The sequence below is a fragment of the Mycobacterium sp. genome (genome assembly GCF_032159565.1).
Classification (GTDB): domain Bacteria; phylum Actinomycetota; class Actinomycetes; order Mycobacteriales; family Mycobacteriaceae; genus Mycobacterium.
On sequence record NZ_JAVHWR010000198.1, the window covers coordinates 1 to 15,580 of the forward strand.

Consider the following 15,580-nt stretch of genomic DNA (forward strand, 5'->3'; position numbering starts at 1 on the left):
GACCTTCTGAAGAATCGTGAATCTCTCACCGGCGCTTATCTTTACGGCCGGGAAACCATCGACCTACCTGCCATACGGCGCCCTATAGACCGCAAGCGGCAGCTGACGGTGGTGGGTGCACGGGAACACAATCTGCACGAGATCGACGTCTCGTTCCCGCTCGGTGTGCTGACCTCGGTCACGGGTGTCTCTGGCTCCGGAAAGTCGACCCTGGTCAACGACATCCTGGCGACCGTGTTGGCCAACAAGCTCAACGGGGCCCGGCAGGTTCCGGGCAGGCACACACGGGTCAACGGGCTCGACCACGTGGACAAGTTGGTGCGGGTGGACCAGTCGCCGATCGGTCGCACGCCGCGGTCGAACCCGGCGACGTATACCGGGGTATTCGACAAGATCCGTTCGCTGTTCGCGGCCACCACCGAGGCGAAGGTGCGCGGCTATCAGCCGGGCCGGTTCTCGTTCAACGTCAAGGGCGGTCGCTGCGAGGCGTGCTCCGGCGACGGCACCATCAAGATCGAGATGAACTTCCTGCCCGATGTGTACGTGCCGTGCGAGGTGTGCAACGGCGCCCGGTACAACCGGGAGACCCTCGAGGTGCACTACAAGGGAAAGACCATCTCCGAGGTGCTGGACATGTCGATCGAGGACGCGGCCGAGTTCTTCAAGCCCATCTCCTCGATCCACCGCTATCTGCACACACTGGTCGATGTGGGGCTTGGCTACGTACGGCTCGGCCAGCCCGCTCCGACGCTGTCGGGTGGCGAGGCGCAGCGGGTCAAGCTCGCTTCCGAACTGCAGAAGCGGTCGACCGGTCGCACCGTCTACATCCTCGACGAGCCGACCACGGGTTTGCATTTCGAAGACATCCGCAAACTGCTCAAAGTGCTCAACGGCCTTGTCGACAAGGGCAATACGGTCATCGTCATCGAACACAACCTGGACGTGATCAAGACCTCCGACTGGATCATCGACCTCGGCCCTGAGGGTGGCTCGGCAGGCGGCACCGTGGTCGCGGAGGGCACACCGGAGGACGTCGCGGCCGTGCCGGAGAGCTACACCGGCAAGTTCCTGTCGGAGGTGCTCGCCTCGATGCCCGCCAAGCCTGCGACGCGGCGTCGCCGCAAGGTCAGCGCGTAAGTTATATTCTCCCCGTCTGAGAATGCCATTACCGGCAGTGACCCGGCGAGGAGATCATGTCGAAAACGGTGGTGATCGGCGCATCGAGCGGGCTCGGGCGCTGCATTGGTGTCGGACTGGCGGCGCGTGGCGATCAGGTCGCCCTGTTGGCCCGTCGGCGTGAGCGGATCGAGACAGCGGCCAAAGAGGCCGGACAGGACGCGCTCGCAGTCGAATGCGATGTGACCGACGAGGCGTCGGTGCGCTCTGCCATCGGCGCCGCGGCGGAAGGTCTCGGCGGTATCGATAACCTCGTCTACACGCCTGCGATCGGCTCGGTCATGCGGCTCGTCGACACCGACGCCGAGACATGGGGTCGAGTGTTCGCCACCAACGTCACCGGTGCCGCCGTCGCCACGGCAGCGGCCGTCCCGTACCTCACGGAATCGGCGGGCAAGGTGGTTTATCTGTCATCGGACGCAGGCACTTTCGGCCCTCCGTGGCCGGGTCTCGCCGCGTACGGCGTCAGCAAGGCAGCGTTGGAAAGGCTCATCGAGGCGTGGCGCGCCGAGCATGCCGACATCGGTTTCACCAACCTCATCGTCGGCGAATGCGCGGGTGGTGACGGCGACTCGGCGACGGGCTTCAGCGTCGGCTGGGACCGCGAGCTTGCCGGGGAGTTCTACCCGCAGTGGATCTCGCGTGGCTGCATGCCCGGCCAACTGATGCCGGTCGAAGACCTCGTCGAGGTGGTGCACACGATCCTGCGCACCAACACGGCGACATCCATGCCGGTGGTGGTCGCCCGGGGGGCGCCCAGCCGACCGTCACCCGCGCGCGCGTGACAGCGGCGACGGGAACCGCGGGCTGATCCGAATCCCGTCGAGCCAGTCGGTCAGCTCGGCGGCCCGCCGTGTCAGCGCCTTGCGGGCGTCGCGGCCGACGTCTTCCAGCAGCCGCAACTCGACCCGCCCGGCCGGGTCCTGCGCCCAGCCGCCGACGACCCGGCCGTTCCACCAGGCCGTCGGACCGGCATTGCCGTTGATGTCGAACACCTGGCTGCGGTGCGCGCCGAGATACCAGTCGCGGTCATGCCAACCCATGACGGCCACATCCAAGCCAGGTAGCAGCGCAGCCCACGGGTCGGGGGCGGCGGCCTCGTCGAGGTCGTCGGGCAGCACGAACCCTGGTGTCCCTTCCAGGTCCACCTCGACGGCGCCGATATCGCGCAGCGCGTGTCGGGCCCATGTCAGCGTGTTGCCGAACCACCACTTGACGTCGGTCACGGTGGCCGGCCCGAAGGTGCGCAGCCACGTTCGAACCAGCTCAGCGCGCGCCGCTTCCAGCGAGGTGCGACCGGGCGATTCGGTGAGCCAGTGCGTCGCGGCGGCCCACTGCGGCCGCGACGTCGTCCAGGTGCCCTCGTTGGGGCCGCGGACGATGTCGCCGCGTACGGACAACACCGTCAGCACCCGAGGAGACAGGGGAGTGTCGCCGCCCCAACGCTTCCCGGGTGCGGGATCGTAGGTTCCCGCGAGCTCCGGCAGCGCCGCCCGCAACTGTCGTGCACCGGTCGGACCGTGCTCGGTCAGATGTGCCAGCACCGCCTCACACGCGCGGTCGAGCCAGCGCTCACCATCGGTGGCGATGCCGGCCTTCTGCACATCGGCCACCAGTTTCCGCCGCTCGTTGTCGGCCACCCGATCGCTGGCTGCGGCCTGGATCAACGGAAGGTCGTCGACGCCGACCACCCACAGCGTGCGCCGCATAGCGAGGTGCTTGACCAGACTGCGTCGCCGGTAGAGCGCGGCGTCGAGGTCGGCCACGGTGAACCCCGGCAGTCGCGCCCATAAAGACAGGTACGGGGTAGCGGGGTCGGTCGCATGCAACCCGACGAGGCTCGCGACGGCGTCGTCGATGGAGGCCGCTGGGCCGGAAAGAGATTGCCGTCGCGCCAACCGTGCCCGTCGTTCGTCGCCCGAGAATGACCGCATCGCCTGCGAACCGTACCGTCGGCGCCCGACAAAGTTTGGGATCGGTAGCGGCTGAGCCCGTCTTGACTTCTCCACGACGCCGCCATCGTGGCGACGCACGACGAAGGGATCGAGACGATGAATCGAGTTGTCGCGGGTGCGCTGGGACTGCTTGCAGGCGCAGCGTTGTTGGTTGGCTGTTCGGACGACAAGGGTGCGGCGACCGCAACGGCCGGCGATACGCAGGCCAGCACGGGCGCAAGCACTGCGGTCAAGGTCGACGGCAAGGACCTTGCGGGCCTGGATCTGAACTCGGTGACCTGCGTCAAGCAGGGCGGCAAGATCACCGTCGCGAGCGGAGCCATCGGCGGCCAGCAGGGCCTTGGCATCGTGATGAGCGACGCCGCCACGCCGACCGTGGAGTCGCTCGGCATGGTCGTCGACGGCAGCGCCCTTGCCGTCAGCAATATGGGCGGCGTGAAGTCGGGTTCGGCCGACGTCAAGGTCGATGGCGGCACCTACACCATCACGGGTGAGGCCGCAGGCGCCGACATCAAGAACCCGATGGCCGGCATGATCACCAAGCCGTTCACCGTCACGGTGACCTGCAAATAATCGGCTCCGGCCGGGCGGCGGGCGTGCGTTGCGCGCCCGCCGCTTCCTACACTTGCGCCATGGTGATCATGAACGAGCTCGAGCGGGCTCGCAGCCTGATCTTCGCCGCGAAAGAGGAAGCGGCCAAAGAAGTGCTGATGGCGATCGGCGAACAGATCGAGGACGGTGAAGGCGACGACCTGCTGCTCGAGGTTTTCGCACAGCTGGGCGAGCTCTACCTGGTCCGCACCGCATACACCGGCACCGAGGAGTGCATCCGCCGCATCGACGATTGCCTGTCGATCCACCGGTCGATCCGGGCCGGCGCCAACCCCGAAGCCGCCGCGAAGCTGACGATGTCGGATGCCGAGATCGACCGCATGATCTCCAGGTACACGCGCCGGGCCCAATTCCTGCGAACCGGTCTCGCGGCCGCCGCGCACGGAGATCACGAGGGAGCCGAGCTCGCTCTGTTCGCGCTGCGCAGCGACGACTCGGGCGCTGCCTTCCCGGATCTGGCAGACGAACACCGGTTCCTGATCACCTACGCTCAGATCTTCTGTGCGGTCGCGCTGTGCGATGACGATCTGCATGTGCAGTCGGTCCCGTTGTGGGAGGCGGTGATCGAGGCCATCGACCGGCCCGGCACCGGCAGCGAGTCCGACGACCATCTGCTGGTTCAGGGCGCCACCGGCTACGGTCGGTTCTGCATCGAGACGGGGCGGGTGTCTGAAGCGGAACCCTGGCTGCGGCGCGCCGGAGCCAGGGCCCAGGCCCGCGAATGGGACTTGGCAAAGGCCAGAACACAACTCGAGCGCGGCACGGCGGCATGGGCGACCGGCAATACATGGCAGACGCAGACACTGGTCCACGAGGCCTATCCCGCGATAGCCGAGGGTTATCGCGCCCACGATGTTTCACGCAGCTGGCTGTACCTCGGCCTTATCGCCATATCGCTGGACAAGCTCGATGACGCCGACGAGCGTTTCGGCCACGCCGAGCGGCACTGGCGCGAGGTGGAGAAACCACTGCACACCCACCGCATCCTGCTGCAGCGCAGCTGGATCGACATCCTGCGAAACAGGTTCGACGCGGCGGCCGAGAAGGCTACTGAGGCACGCGAGCTCCTCGACTCCTGGCCGCGCCACAGCTGGTTGCAATACGCCAGGCTCGACGACCACCTGGGCAGCATCAGGCGTGCCGAGGCGCTGGCCGACCCCAAGAACGCTGCGGCCAAACTTGCGCAGGCGGCCGACTTGAAGGTGCCCGCTGCCCTCGCGGTGGATTCGGTGCGGCACGCCATCGTCGACGCCGACGCACGGATGCGATGGGCGACACTGGTATCGGCACGGATCTTGGCCGGAGCGTTCGCGGTGGCCTATGAATGGGGCAACACCGATCTGCTCAGCGAACTCGTCGAATACCACTGTGCGCGAGGCACTTTCAGCACTGAGCCGACAGAGAGCGGCGGCGACGACTGGATGGGCGCCGCGACCGCCGCAGTGCCTGTGGAGGCCGACGACGAATACGCCCTGGTGGCCGCGGGTTCGGCGGCGGCCTCCGGGCCGGCCGGATTGACCCGCCTTGGTCCGTTGCCGCCGCTGCGCATGGAACCCGATATGCCGCCGATCATGAGCAGGTATCGCGAGCTGGCGCGTCAGCGGTACGACCGCGACATCACCGCCGACGAGGCCGCTTGGTCGACGTGGCCGTGAGCTCTGCTCAGCGGCAGAGCCTGGTTCTGCGCTTCGCCGACGTCGGCGTCGCCACATATGCCAGCCTACGCGTCGTCGGAGCGCCGTCACAGACGGTCACATGGGTGGTCGAGGAGCCCACTGTGGTTGCGGCGCTGGAGAGACTGGCTGCGGCGCTGCCGGACCCGCACGGCTCGGAGACCCAGCGGGACGCCGTTGAGCGCGCGATCGCCGCTGGTCCGTTCGCGTCGCCGTCGGCCGAATCGGTGATCGCCCGTGACCTGGGCGCCCGGCTACTGGCGCCGCGGGCGTGGCAGTTGCTGACGGAGTGCACGGCGTCGCCCCGTGCGGCACTGTTCATCTCGCCCAGCGCGCGACTGGCCCGGGTGCCATGGGCCGCCCTCGCGATGCCAGGCGATGACGGATTTCGCCTGATCGAGTTCGTCGACGTGTTGATGGCGGCGCCGCCGAACATCGTCAACGCACCGCGCACACCCGGTGACTGGGGCGGCAGGCAGGAAAGCCGGCCGCTGCTGATACTCGATCCGCGGGTACCGGGTCAGCGGCCTGACTCGCCGCTCGGCTCGGTTCTCGGCAAACCGACGCCGGAAACTCCGCTGGCGCGCTATTTCGGTGAGCTCCTGGCACGGCGGCCTGTACTTCCCGGCGTCACAACGCCGGTCGAGTTGTTCCGGCGCAGCGATGCGGGGCGCACATGGCTGGCAGGCATGCTCGCGCAGGCGCCGAGCAGGCTCCTCTACGTCGGTCACGCGACGGCCGCCGACGGCGATGTCGGCCACGCGGGCCGCGCGGCACTGCACCTGGCCGACGACCGACCACTGACCGCATCGGACCTGATGTCGGCCAAGCTCCCATTTCCGCCCCGCGTCGCGCTGTTGGCCTGCGCGTCGGGCGGGGACTATCAGTTCGACGAGGCGACAGGCTTGGTGGCCGCGATGATTCTGTGCGGTGCGCAACTGGTAACCGCCACACTGTGGTCGCTGCCCACCGCGGCCGGTTACCGGCAGTTCGCGCCGAATACCGTTGCGCCGACAGTTGATCCGATGGTCGAGGCGATCATCGCCGTCGACCGTGCCCACCAGGGCTCCGACGCAGCCGGCGCGGTGAACTGCTGGCAACGCGAACAGATGCGGCGCTGGCGCGACGGCGATGTGACCGCCAGCCCGCTCTACTGGGCCGCGCTTGTCACGTTCGCCGTGGACGGCGCGCGCTGAAACATCAACTGGGCGCAACGGACACGGCGATCTCGGACTCCTCGCCGACCCGATAGTACGTGTCGATGACACTGCCGGGTGAGACCTTCGCCAGCGACGACGCCGGTATCAACGCGGTCTCGTGTACCGCGAACTGGCCGCCGCCGGGTCTGCTGACCATCACATCGAGTTCGACTTCGCGGTAGTCTTCGCGCATTTCGCCGGTGGCCCGCATCCCGGTGATGAGGCCGTGTGACCGTGTACCGTGCCGGATCAGTTCGAGCTGACGGCAGGTGAGAAGGCCCTTGTCGACCAGCATCTGATCGAAGGCTGTGCGAACAGCGAGCATGTCGTCGGGAAGCGAAAGATGTTCTCGCGCAGCAGGGTCGAAAGCGACCAGCAACACGGCGCCGGGCCGCACCGCGGAGGCGATGGAGTCATCGCACAGCCGGCCGGTGAATCGCGCTCCCGTCACGCTCTCCACCTCGATTGTGACGACGTCGGTGATCTTCTGAACCGTGCCGATACCCACATCGGATACGGCGGTTCGGTCCGCCGCTGCGGTTTGGCGCGACAGGAGAAGAGTCGCCGCGATGCCGAATCCGATCACGGCCAGGAAAATGAGCAACAACGCATCAGGCATGCAATGAGCTTCTGATGGCGCACCGGCTACCGAACCCAACTTTTCTGCTAGGTGATATCCACCGCCACTTCTATTCTCTAGGGATGACCTCGGGGGCCGCAGCCGACACGGCGATCGCCGTCACGCGGCCCCGCCATGCCGTTATCGACGGGGCGTGGCGTGCGATCGGACCCGGCGTCGAGGTACTCAGCGGTGACGACGGCGGCCCGTTGCGCAGAACGGTCAAGCGCATCATCGACCCGCTGGTGCTCCGGCTCCGGTCGAATGCCCAGTACTCGGCACCGTTCGTCGATGCCGCGGTGGCGTCCGCGATGCAGGACCTGATCGTCGGCAACGGTGCCGTGCTGTGCGCCGCGGCGGCGTGGTTCGAGGTGCTGAAGCGCGAACGCCGCAGACTGCGTATCACCAGCGGCAATGCGCAGGAACTGTACTTCCCGGTCTGCTTCGAATTGGCGGTGACCAGGGGAGCCCCCGCCGACGACGATCACGAGGCCGCGGCGACGGTACTGCGGGATGTCCATTCCGACCGCGACCGCACCGCGATCGAGGTGCTCAACCAGTTCGTCGGCGACCAGCAGGTCATCGCCGAACTTTCGCAGCAGCTCGATCACAGCTGGCGCGATGTGCGTGCGGGCGGCGAAATCACCGGCCCGTTTCTCTCGGGGCTGAGCACCGTCCTAGGACCTGCGGGGAGCCACCGCGACACAGTCGCGCGTCAGCGGGTGTGGGCCGCGTTGATCGCTGACGCCACACCGTACAACCTCGGCGCGAAGGCGCACCTGGCTGCCGCGGACTTGCCGTGGTCGATCGTCGAACTCGGGTTGAGTTCGGTTGAACCGCAACAACCGCCGACGATAATCGGAGGGTCCGTCAATGATCGCCCGTTGAATCGATCTGTCATCGACCGCGTGCGTGCCACGTTGCGCCGTGCTCTGGACAGGGACGAACTGCCCGACGTGCCGCTGCTGTGCTCGGAAGAGGTCGACAGGTCGTGCGCGCCGTGGGGGTTGCTGGCCGAGGACAATCAGGCCGCGCTGCTGGCGGGGATCGAGGTCGCGGTCGATCTCGCGCCCCTGACCGAAGCCGCGCCCCGCTACCAGCTGGCGTCGTTGATCCAAGCGCGGCTGCGCAAAGAGGCATACGTGCTGCACGCACGCCGGTATCTGGCAACGGGCGGCCCGATCCATCCGCGCCAGCAGCAGGTGATCGACGACCTTTCCGCGTTCGCGCGCCCGTACCTGAGCCGCTTGTGGGCGCGCCTGCACGGCCGTGACGTCTGGCAGGAGCCGTGTCACGCCGTCGACGATGTCCGATCGCTGCTCGAGGGAGTGGCGCGGTCGGTCAGCCTCGACCACCGCCAGAGGATCAAGGCGATGTTGCAGGTGGCCGCGTGAGACTGGTCGCCGATTCCGGTCTGTGGAGCACCGGCCCGCTGGTCGCGCCGGCGCCGTTGGTCGCTGTCCTGGAAGTCAGTGGCGCGGTGCTGTCGTGGACTATCGACGAGGATGCCGCCGCCGCGGCCATCACCTTCACAGACCTCGAGCGCGCGGACTGGCTGTGGCGCGTTCTCGGCGAATCCGGCCACAGCGCTGTGGCCGCGGCGGTGAACGGACGCCCGCCGGACGGCGCGGAGACGATCGAAGTGAACGGTGTTGGTCTGCTGCCGGGTTCGGTCGACCAGTTGCGGCGACTGGCACTCGGCCATTGGATGCGACGCTGGTGGCCCGCGAGCCACCGCGACGGCATCGTCGCCCTCGACGCCGCCCTGCTCGACGCCGAGATCGCGCTTCTGACGGCGGCCGCACAGGACTTCTTCGCCGACGACACCGTCGACTCCGATGTGCCGGAGTTGCTCACGCCGCATTCCGCTGCCCTGAACGCCTATGTGCGGGGAGGTGATCCGCGCGTCGTGGAACTGGTTCGGGCCGCCGGCGAACTGATCGACGAAGAGGGAATCGCCCTCGCCGAGCCGGTTGCGGTGGCGCCGCGTCGCGACGACTACGCGCTGGCCGCGGGCGCAGACGGCGGCAAGCGCAGTGCGGGGGCGATCGCCAGGGGAACGAGCTCGCTGGACTGGGGCGGCGTTCCGCCCACGGTATTCGACGCCGCGGAGAACACGATCGACTGGCTCATCGAGGCGACCGACTTAGGGACGAAGTCAATTGTCGGAGTGAGTCTTTCGGGATTCGAATCGCCGAACGGCATCACCGTGCGGCTGCGGTCCGGGTCCTTCGGCGGCGAAGGCGTGCTGAACGGGCGCGGACAGGCCGACTTCCCGCTGCTCGACGCGCAACAGCAAGCGGTGTCCGAATCGGCGGCCTGGAACCATGATTGGGATTCGACAGTAGTGACGGTCGGGGCCGTCGCCGACGAGTCACCGCAGGCACGCGACCGGGTCCGCGATTTCGCGCGGGCGAGGCTGGCCACTCCGGCGGGCGACGCGTTCCTCGCCGAAATACTCGCCGCCGAATCCGACTACTGAGACCCGCCGTCCTCCGCCTGCATCGACTTTCGGATCTGTTCGAGTCGTTCCGCCGCCGCGCGCTGACGCTCCTCGTACTGCTCCTCGACAGAGCGCCCTTCAGGTGTCTCCGCCGCAAGCTCGGTGGCCCCGATCGCAGTGCCGTAGCGCGCCTCGATCTTCTCCCGCACCGACTCGAAGGTCGGCACGCCGTCCGGGGTGTACCCACTGTCGGCGGCCTCGGCAGGTGGCGGAGTCGCGGCGCCGGGCTCCGAGTCGACAGGAGCCGGTTCGGGATTCGGTTCGTCGGACATGACGCAACGCTACTCCGCCGACATGCGGTGTCGGTCCCGATAGCCGGCCGCCAATTGCAATGAACGCGCTCGGAATGCCTATGCGCGATCGGGTGCCGGCTTCGGAAGATCACCAGGTTGAGGACTCGCCCATGCGACATTCACTGTCGAAGGTTCTCGACATTGACTGATGATGGTCACCTGGCGGCGGTCTGTTCAATCGACGGGGAGACCACCGCAGGTGGCAACGGGGTGGGCGGCACGTCGGGTGTGCCTATCCGCCCGGCCAACCAGGGCAGCGCAGTGGCGAACGCGTGTGCCGCGAACGGCCAATCGTGCTTACCCGGCTGACTCACCAGCGCACAATCGATCCCATTGGCAGCGCCCAACGAGCACAACGAATTCGCCGCCGCGACCTGGTCGTTCTTGGCCCGTTGGATCGTCGCCGCCGAGCCGTTGACGTCGAACCACCCGGCCACACCCGCGTAGGGGCCGTGTTTGGTGATGACGGTGGTCGGGTCGAACGCCGCCCACGCATTCGCGTTTCCGCCGAACAGCCGCGAAATGGTTTGTTGCTTGTTGCCGGAGTTCGGTCCGATGTCACCGGCGATGTCTTCGAACGCGCTGAACATGCCCGGATGCATCGTCGCGAGGTCGACCGCACACGTACCGCCCATCGACCAACCGACGACGCCCCAGTTCGACCCGGCGGGGCTGACGCCGAAGTGTGAGGTCATGAACGGCACAACATCTTTGGTGAGATGGTCGGCGCTCTTGCCGCGGCTGCCGTTGACGCACTCGGTGTCGTTGTTGAACGCACCACCGGGGTCGACGAAGACGAGCACCGGCGCGTTGCCGTGATGCGCGGCGGCGAACTCGTCGATGGTCTTGATCGCCTGACCAGTACGCAGCCAGTCGGCGGGGGTGTTGAATTCGCCGCCGATCATCATCACGGTCGGCAGTTTCGGCGGCGGGTTGCTGGCGTACCAGGCGGGCGGAAGGTAGACGAGCTCCCCGCGGTGCCGGAAACCCGACGCCAGATCGCCGGTGTCGACGGTCACCACGGTGCCTTTCGGCGGGATCTTGCGCTGCTGTTGCATCGCGACCACGGTGACCTCGTCGGTCTGGTCCGGCAACGGCCCGGCCGTCAGCTGGTTCCATGCGACCTGCACGGTGGGGAAATAGCCGACCCACAGGTTCAGTGCCAGCGCGGCGCAGAGCAGGCTGAGCGGAAACGCCGCCAGCGAAACGCCGCGACGCAACCACCGCGTCCGGCGCCAGCCGGCCACCAGGACGGCGGCCGCGAAACCGGTGAGCCCGATCCAGACCCACAGCGCATTCGGCGCGGGGTTGTCGGACAGCCCCTGGGACGCGACGTACCAGTAGGCCGATGCGGCCAGGGCAGCGCCGACGATCAGTGCCCACGGCAGCCAGCGCACCTGCCAGCGGCCGCTGCGTCGACTGACCGCGGCGATCAGTGCCAGCGCGGCGATGATCTGCACGGTGACCGGAAGCCAGCCGTGCATGAGGGAGAGGTGGTGGCGCAACGAGTCCGGTAACGTCACGGCAACATGGTGGCGCGCCTAGCTTGTGGCCCGCTGTGAGCCAGCTGCTAGCGAGGTTTGGCCAGCGGGAAAGGCAACGTTTCGCGGATGCTGCGCCCGGTGATAAGCATCACCACCCGGTCCACTCCCATACCCAATCCGCCCGTCGGCGGCATCGCGTACTCCATGGCCTGCAGGAAGTCCTCGTCTAGCTCCATCGCCTCCGGATCGCCGCCGGACGCCAGCAGCGACTGCTCCTGCAGCCGCCTTCGTTGTTCCACCGGGTCGGTGAGTTCGCTGTAAGCAGTACCGAGCTCGACGCCCCAGGCCACAAGATCCCACCGTTCAGCAACCCCGGGGATGCTGCGGTGCGGCCGGGTCAGCGGCGACACCGACGTCGGGAAATCCTTGTAGAAGGTGGGCTCCTCGGTGCGGTCCTCGACGAGCCGCTCGTAGAGCTCCAGCACGACCGCGCCGGCGTCCCAGTGGGTGAGGTAGGGGATGTCGGCGGCGTCGCACAGCTTGCGCAACGTCGTCAGGTCCGTGTCCGGCCCGATCTGTTCGCCGAGCGCTTCGGAGACCGCACCGTGCACCGTCTTGACCGTCCACTGTCCGGAGATGTCGACTTTCTCCATGGTGCCGTCGTCGCGGGGACGCAGGAACACCTGTTCTCCGTTGGCGGACAGTGCGGCGTTCTGGATCAGCTCACGGCAACCGTCGATCCACACGTTGTAGTCGGCGTGCGCCTGGTATGCCTCCAGCAGCGTGAACTCGGGGTTGTGGCTGAAGTCCACGCCCTCGTTGCGGAACGCCCGTCCCAGCTCGAACACCCGCTCGACGCCGCCCACGCACAACCGCTTGAGGTACAGCTCGGGGGCGATGCGCAAATACAGGTCGAGGTCATATGCGTTGATGTGGGTGAGGAACGGGCGGGCGTTGGCGCCGCCGTGGATCTGCTGCAGGATCGGGGTCTCGACCTCCAAAAAGCCCTTCCCGACCAATGTTTCGCGGATGGCGTGCAGCACTCCGCTGCGTGCGCGGATGAGCTCCCGCGCCTCGGTGTTGATGGCCAGGTCGACGTAGCGGGCGCGCACCCGTGCTTCCTGGTCGGTCAACCCCTTCCACTTGTCGGGCAGCGGACGCAGGCACTTGCCGATCAGCCGCCAGCTACCCACGATCAGCGATTGGGTGCCCAACCGGCTGTTGCCCATCGTGCCGGTCACCTCCAGGAGGTCGCCGAGATCGATGGAACCGGTGAAGTCGGCCGTGCTGCCGGCGTCGAGATGCGAATTGTCGAACAGGAGTTGAATTTCCCCCGACCAGTCGCGCAGTTGTGCGAAGAGCACCCCGCCGTAGTCGCGTATTCGCAGCACACGCCCCGCGACCGTGACATCCGAGCCGTCGGCGGTTTCGGTCGCCTGCGCGACGGTATGGCTGGGTGGCTGCCCGACGGGATAGGCGTCAACCCCGCTGTCCTGCAGTTCCCTGAGTTTGGCCATCCGGACGCGTACCTGCTCGGGCAGCCGTTGCGCGTCCCCGGTCTCGGGCAGGTCGGCCTGTAGCTCTTTGAGGTCCGGTGCGGAGCCGTCGTGATGCAGCAGACCCGTCGCAACCAGATTCTTCGGCGCCGCGATGTGTTGCCCGGTGTGCTGTTCCTTGCGTCGCGAGAACGGAAGCACCAGAAAGCCTTCGGCGATCACCGATGCGACGCCGACGCGCGGGACGAGCCTGGCGTCTTCGTAGCAGGCGTACCGCGGTACCCATTGGGGCTTGTACTTCATGTTCGAGCGGTACAGCGTCTCCAGCTGCCACCAACGGGAGAAGAACACCAGCAGTGCGCGCCACAGCCGGGCAACGGGGCCCGCGCCGAGCTGTGCCCCCTGCTCGAACGCCGACCGGAACATCGCGAAGTTCAGCGAAACACGGGTGATCCCAATACCTTCGGACTGCTGCAGCAGTTCGGTCACCATCAATTCGATGGTGCCGTTCGGGGAGTGCGGTGAACGTCGCATCAAGTCGAGCGAAACCCCGTTGTTGCCCCAGGGCACCAGCGACAGCATGGCGACGACGTTCTGCTGTTGTTGTACCGCTTCGACAAGCAGGCAGTCGCCGTCGGCGGAATCGCCGAGCCGGCCGAGCGCCATCGAGAAGCCCCGCTCGTCGTCGGTGTCGCGCCACCCATCGGCCCGCCTGATGACCTCGGCCATCTCCGCTGGGGCGATGTCGCGGTGTCGCCGCATACGCACCGTCAGCCCGGCGCGCCGCGCCCGCGTGACCGCCTGGCGGACCGCGCGCATGTCCGGACCCGATAGCCGGAAGCCCTCGGGATGCAGGATCGCTTCGTCGCCGAGTTGCAGCGCGTTGAGGCCCGCTGCGCGGTACGCCTCAGCGCCAGCGGAACTGGCACCCATCACACCGGGCGCCCAGCCGTACGCCTGGCACAGCCCCAGCCAGGCTTCGATCGCCTGCGGCCACGACTTCGGCTCGCCAACGGGGTCACCACTGGCCAGGCACACGCCGACCTCGACGCGGTAGGTGATCGCCGCCCGTCCCGTGGGTGCGAACACCGCGGCCTTGTCACGCCGGGTTGCGAAGTAGCCGAGGGAATCGTTCTTGCCGTAGAGCTCCAGCAGCCCTCGGATCGCCGATTCGTCCTCACCCGTAAGCGCGTTCTTGGACCGCTGCGACCGGAACAACACGATTGCGGCGACCATCAGCGCCAACGCGCCGAACAGACCGAGCAGGGCGTTGACGAAGACATGGGGGTGTTGGCCGTCGAACGCGTTGGGGCCCACGCCCGCGAAGGCCACTACCCGGTTGGCTGCATAGGCGAGGCGGTAGTCGCGCTCCAGCGTGCCGGGGAAGAGCTCCAGCAGCCCCCAGCCGATTAGGATGCCGATGGCCATGCCGGCGACCAGCGCGACTGCAGCCTTGAACAGGGCACCCCGTCGCACCTTCGCCCAGAACTGCTTGCGGGCCAGCACCAGGACGACGATCGAGGCGACGTGGAACGCGAGGCCGATCATCTCCCCGGTTTCGTGCATCCAGGTTTCGCCGCGGCCCGCGATGTCGACGATGTTCCAGCCGATCGAGCCGACCATGTAGAGGACGAGGATCAACCAGGCGAGCCGTTTGCGCGCCGCCAGCGCCGCGGCCAGCAGGGCCAGCACGAACGCCCAGGCGAAGCTGGTGTCGGGAAAGTTGAAGATGTACTCGTTGACGAATTCGCGCGGCTCCTTGATGAGCCACCGGATGCCGGGGGAGACGCTCGCGATCAGCGACAGCGTCGCGATGATGCCGACGGTCCAGCCTGCGGCCGCCGGAACCCACGAGTATCTGGAGGTGGGCCGGACCAGCGGCGGGCTAGTGAGGGTCATAGGCCGCGAGGATATTCGGTCAGGCTCAGAAATTGGTGTGACGCGCACGCGAGGAGCAAAACAGCAGGAGCTACCAGACCGGGCCGGTGTGTTTTTCGCCGGGACCCTTGCCGGGATCTTCCGGAGCGGCACTGGATTCGCGGAACGCCAGCTGCAGGCTCTTCAATCCGTCCCGAACGGGTCCTGCGTGCGGGCCGAGATATTCGGCCGACGCCGTCACCAGGCCGGCGAGCGCGGTGATCAGCCTGCGTGCCTCGTCGAGATCACGATGCGGGCTGTCGTCCGGATCCTGCGCCGACAGACCGAGCTTTTCGGCCGCGGCGCTCATCAACATCACCGCCGCCCTGGTGATGACTTCCACCGCCGGAATGTCGGCGAGTTCGCGGACGGACGGCTGAGCCGTCGATTCGGGCTCAGACGGCTGAGCCGTCGAATCAGACTCAGACGGCTGAGCCGTCGATTCGGATGATGCAGGAACCTCGGTCACGCCTGTTAGACTGGCATGCGCGACCGTCCCGGCGTACGTCAGGGACAGCAAGTGGAGTCCCGCTCCCACCGTTGGCCACACCGGCTCAGCGGTCCGGTCACAACCACCGTGGTGGTTGTCCTGGTCGGCATTGGGCCCTGCTTATGCAGGGCTTTTCTGTTCAGATGAGCAGCGTGCTGGTAGT

General features: G+C 67.2%; 13 protein-coding genes. 7 read left to right on the forward strand and 6 right to left on the reverse strand.

Annotated elements, in window-relative coordinates; all coding sequences use genetic code 11:
* Both QOC76_RS26980 and QOC76_RS26985 read left to right on the forward strand, forming a co-directional pair.
* Positions 1-1,137, forward strand: a 1,137-nt coding sequence (locus QOC76_RS26980) for an excinuclease ABC subunit UvrA (RefSeq protein ID WP_526362270.1), incomplete at its 5' end; no start/stop codon positions are given.
* Positions 1,138-1,205: 68 nt separating this feature from the next.
* Positions 1,206-1,961 carry an SDR family oxidoreductase gene (locus QOC76_RS26985; protein WP_526362328.1) on the forward strand — a complete coding sequence of 252 codons (756 nt, stop codon included), beginning with the start codon at positions 1,206-1,208 and terminating at the stop codon, positions 1,959-1,961.
* Here the strand turns inward: QOC76_RS26985 and QOC76_RS26990 are convergent.
* Positions 1,944-3,110: a DNA glycosylase AlkZ-like family protein gene (locus QOC76_RS26990; protein WP_526362272.1), complete on the reverse strand. Its 1,167-nt coding sequence runs from the start codon at positions 3,108-3,110 to the stop codon at positions 1,944-1,946. The two genes, QOC76_RS26985 and QOC76_RS26990, sit on opposite strands and share 18 nt — an antisense overlap.
* Positions 3,111-3,227: 117 nt before the next feature.
* Between QOC76_RS26990 and QOC76_RS26995 the strand changes: the two genes are divergently transcribed.
* Genes QOC76_RS26995 through QOC76_RS27005 form a run of 3 tightly spaced genes read left to right on the forward strand, consistent with a single transcriptional unit; the run spans position 3,228 to position 6,612 of the window.
* Positions 3,228-3,704: a lipoprotein LpqH gene (locus tag QOC76_RS26995; RefSeq protein WP_526362274.1), complete on the forward strand. Its 477-nt coding sequence runs from the start codon at positions 3,228-3,230 to the stop codon at positions 3,702-3,704.
* Positions 3,705-3,763: 59 nt separating this feature from the next.
* Positions 3,764-5,398 carry a hypothetical protein gene (locus QOC76_RS27000; protein ID WP_526362276.1) on the forward strand — a complete coding sequence of 545 codons (1,635 nt, stop codon included), beginning with the start codon at positions 3,764-3,766 and terminating at the stop codon, positions 5,396-5,398.
* A complete protein-coding gene (locus tag QOC76_RS27005) occupies positions 5,380-6,612 on the forward strand; it encodes a CHAT domain-containing protein (RefSeq protein WP_526362278.1) in 1,233 nt (410 codons plus the stop codon). Before QOC76_RS27000 ends, QOC76_RS27005 begins: the two co-directional genes overlap by 19 nt.
* Positions 6,613-6,616: 4 nt before the next feature.
* On the opposite strand, the gene QOC76_RS27010 is transcribed toward QOC76_RS27005, so the two are convergent.
* Positions 6,617-7,234: a hypothetical protein gene (locus tag QOC76_RS27010; protein WP_526362280.1), complete on the reverse strand. Its 618-nt coding sequence runs from the start codon at positions 7,232-7,234 to the stop codon at positions 6,617-6,619.
* A gap of 83 nt (positions 7,235-7,317) precedes the next feature.
* On the opposite strand from QOC76_RS27010, the gene QOC76_RS27015 reads away from it, so the two are divergent.
* Both QOC76_RS27015 and QOC76_RS27020 read left to right on the forward strand, forming a co-directional pair.
* Positions 7,318-8,628: a hypothetical protein gene (locus QOC76_RS27015; protein ID WP_526362282.1), complete on the forward strand. Its 1,311-nt coding sequence runs from the start codon at positions 7,318-7,320 to the stop codon at positions 8,626-8,628.
* Positions 8,625-9,716 (forward strand): hypothetical protein, encoded by a 1,092-nt coding sequence (locus QOC76_RS27020; RefSeq protein ID WP_526362284.1) that lies wholly within the window; start codon positions 8,625-8,627, stop codon positions 9,714-9,716. Before QOC76_RS27015 ends, QOC76_RS27020 begins: the two co-directional genes overlap by 4 nt.
* Here QOC76_RS27020 and QOC76_RS27025 read toward each other — a convergent pair.
* From QOC76_RS27025 to QOC76_RS27040, 4 genes are all read right to left on the reverse strand, one after another.
* A complete protein-coding gene (locus QOC76_RS27025) occupies positions 9,710-10,009 on the reverse strand; it encodes a hypothetical protein (protein WP_526362286.1) in 300 nt (99 codons plus the stop codon). The genes QOC76_RS27020 and QOC76_RS27025 overlap by 7 nt on opposite strands.
* 176 nt (positions 10,010-10,185) lie before the next feature.
* Positions 10,186-11,514 (reverse strand): alpha/beta hydrolase, encoded by a 1,329-nt coding sequence (locus QOC76_RS27030; protein WP_526362330.1) that lies wholly within the window; start codon positions 11,512-11,514, stop codon positions 10,186-10,188.
* 86 nt (positions 11,515-11,600) lie between these two features.
* Positions 11,601-14,909 carry a bifunctional lysylphosphatidylglycerol synthetase/lysine--tRNA ligase LysX gene (gene lysX / locus QOC76_RS27035; RefSeq protein ID WP_526362288.1) on the reverse strand — a complete coding sequence of 1,103 codons (3,309 nt, stop codon included), beginning with the start codon at positions 14,907-14,909 and terminating at the stop codon, positions 11,601-11,603.
* A 70-nt stretch (positions 14,910-14,979) separates the two neighbouring features.
* Positions 14,980-15,279, reverse strand: a complete 300-nt coding sequence (locus tag QOC76_RS27040) for a DUF1844 domain-containing protein (protein ID WP_526362332.1) — start codon at positions 15,277-15,279, stop codon at positions 14,980-14,982.
* Between the last annotated feature and the right edge of the window lie 301 nt (positions 15,280-15,580).

What these genes read in the sequence shown, in the direction of transcription:
- lysX (WP_526362288.1), bottom strand. Translation starts at nt 14,909, where the DNA reads ATGACCCTCACTAGCCCGCCGCTGGTCCGGCCCACCTCCAGATACTCG.
- QOC76_RS27000 (WP_526362276.1), top strand. Translation starts at nt 3,764, where the DNA reads ATGGTGATCATGAACGAGCTCGAGCGGGCTCGCAGCCTGATCTTCGCC.
- QOC76_RS27010 (WP_526362280.1), bottom strand. Translation starts at nt 7,234, where the DNA reads ATGCCTGATGCGTTGTTGCTCATTTTCCTGGCCGTGATCGGATTCGGC.
- QOC76_RS27025 (WP_526362286.1), bottom strand. Translation starts at nt 10,009, where the DNA reads ATGTCCGACGAACCGAATCCCGAACCGGCTCCTGTCGACTCGGAGCCC.
- QOC76_RS26995 (WP_526362274.1), top strand. Translation starts at nt 3,228, where the DNA reads ATGAATCGAGTTGTCGCGGGTGCGCTGGGACTGCTTGCAGGCGCAGCG.
- QOC76_RS26990 (WP_526362272.1), bottom strand. Translation starts at nt 3,110, where the DNA reads ATGCGGTCATTCTCGGGCGACGAACGACGGGCACGGTTGGCGCGACGG.
- QOC76_RS27030 (WP_526362330.1), bottom strand. Translation starts at nt 11,514, where the DNA reads ATGCACGGCTGGCTTCCGGTCACCGTGCAGATCATCGCCGCGCTGGCA.
- QOC76_RS27015 (WP_526362282.1), top strand. Translation starts at nt 7,318, where the DNA reads ATGACCTCGGGGGCCGCAGCCGACACGGCGATCGCCGTCACGCGGCCC.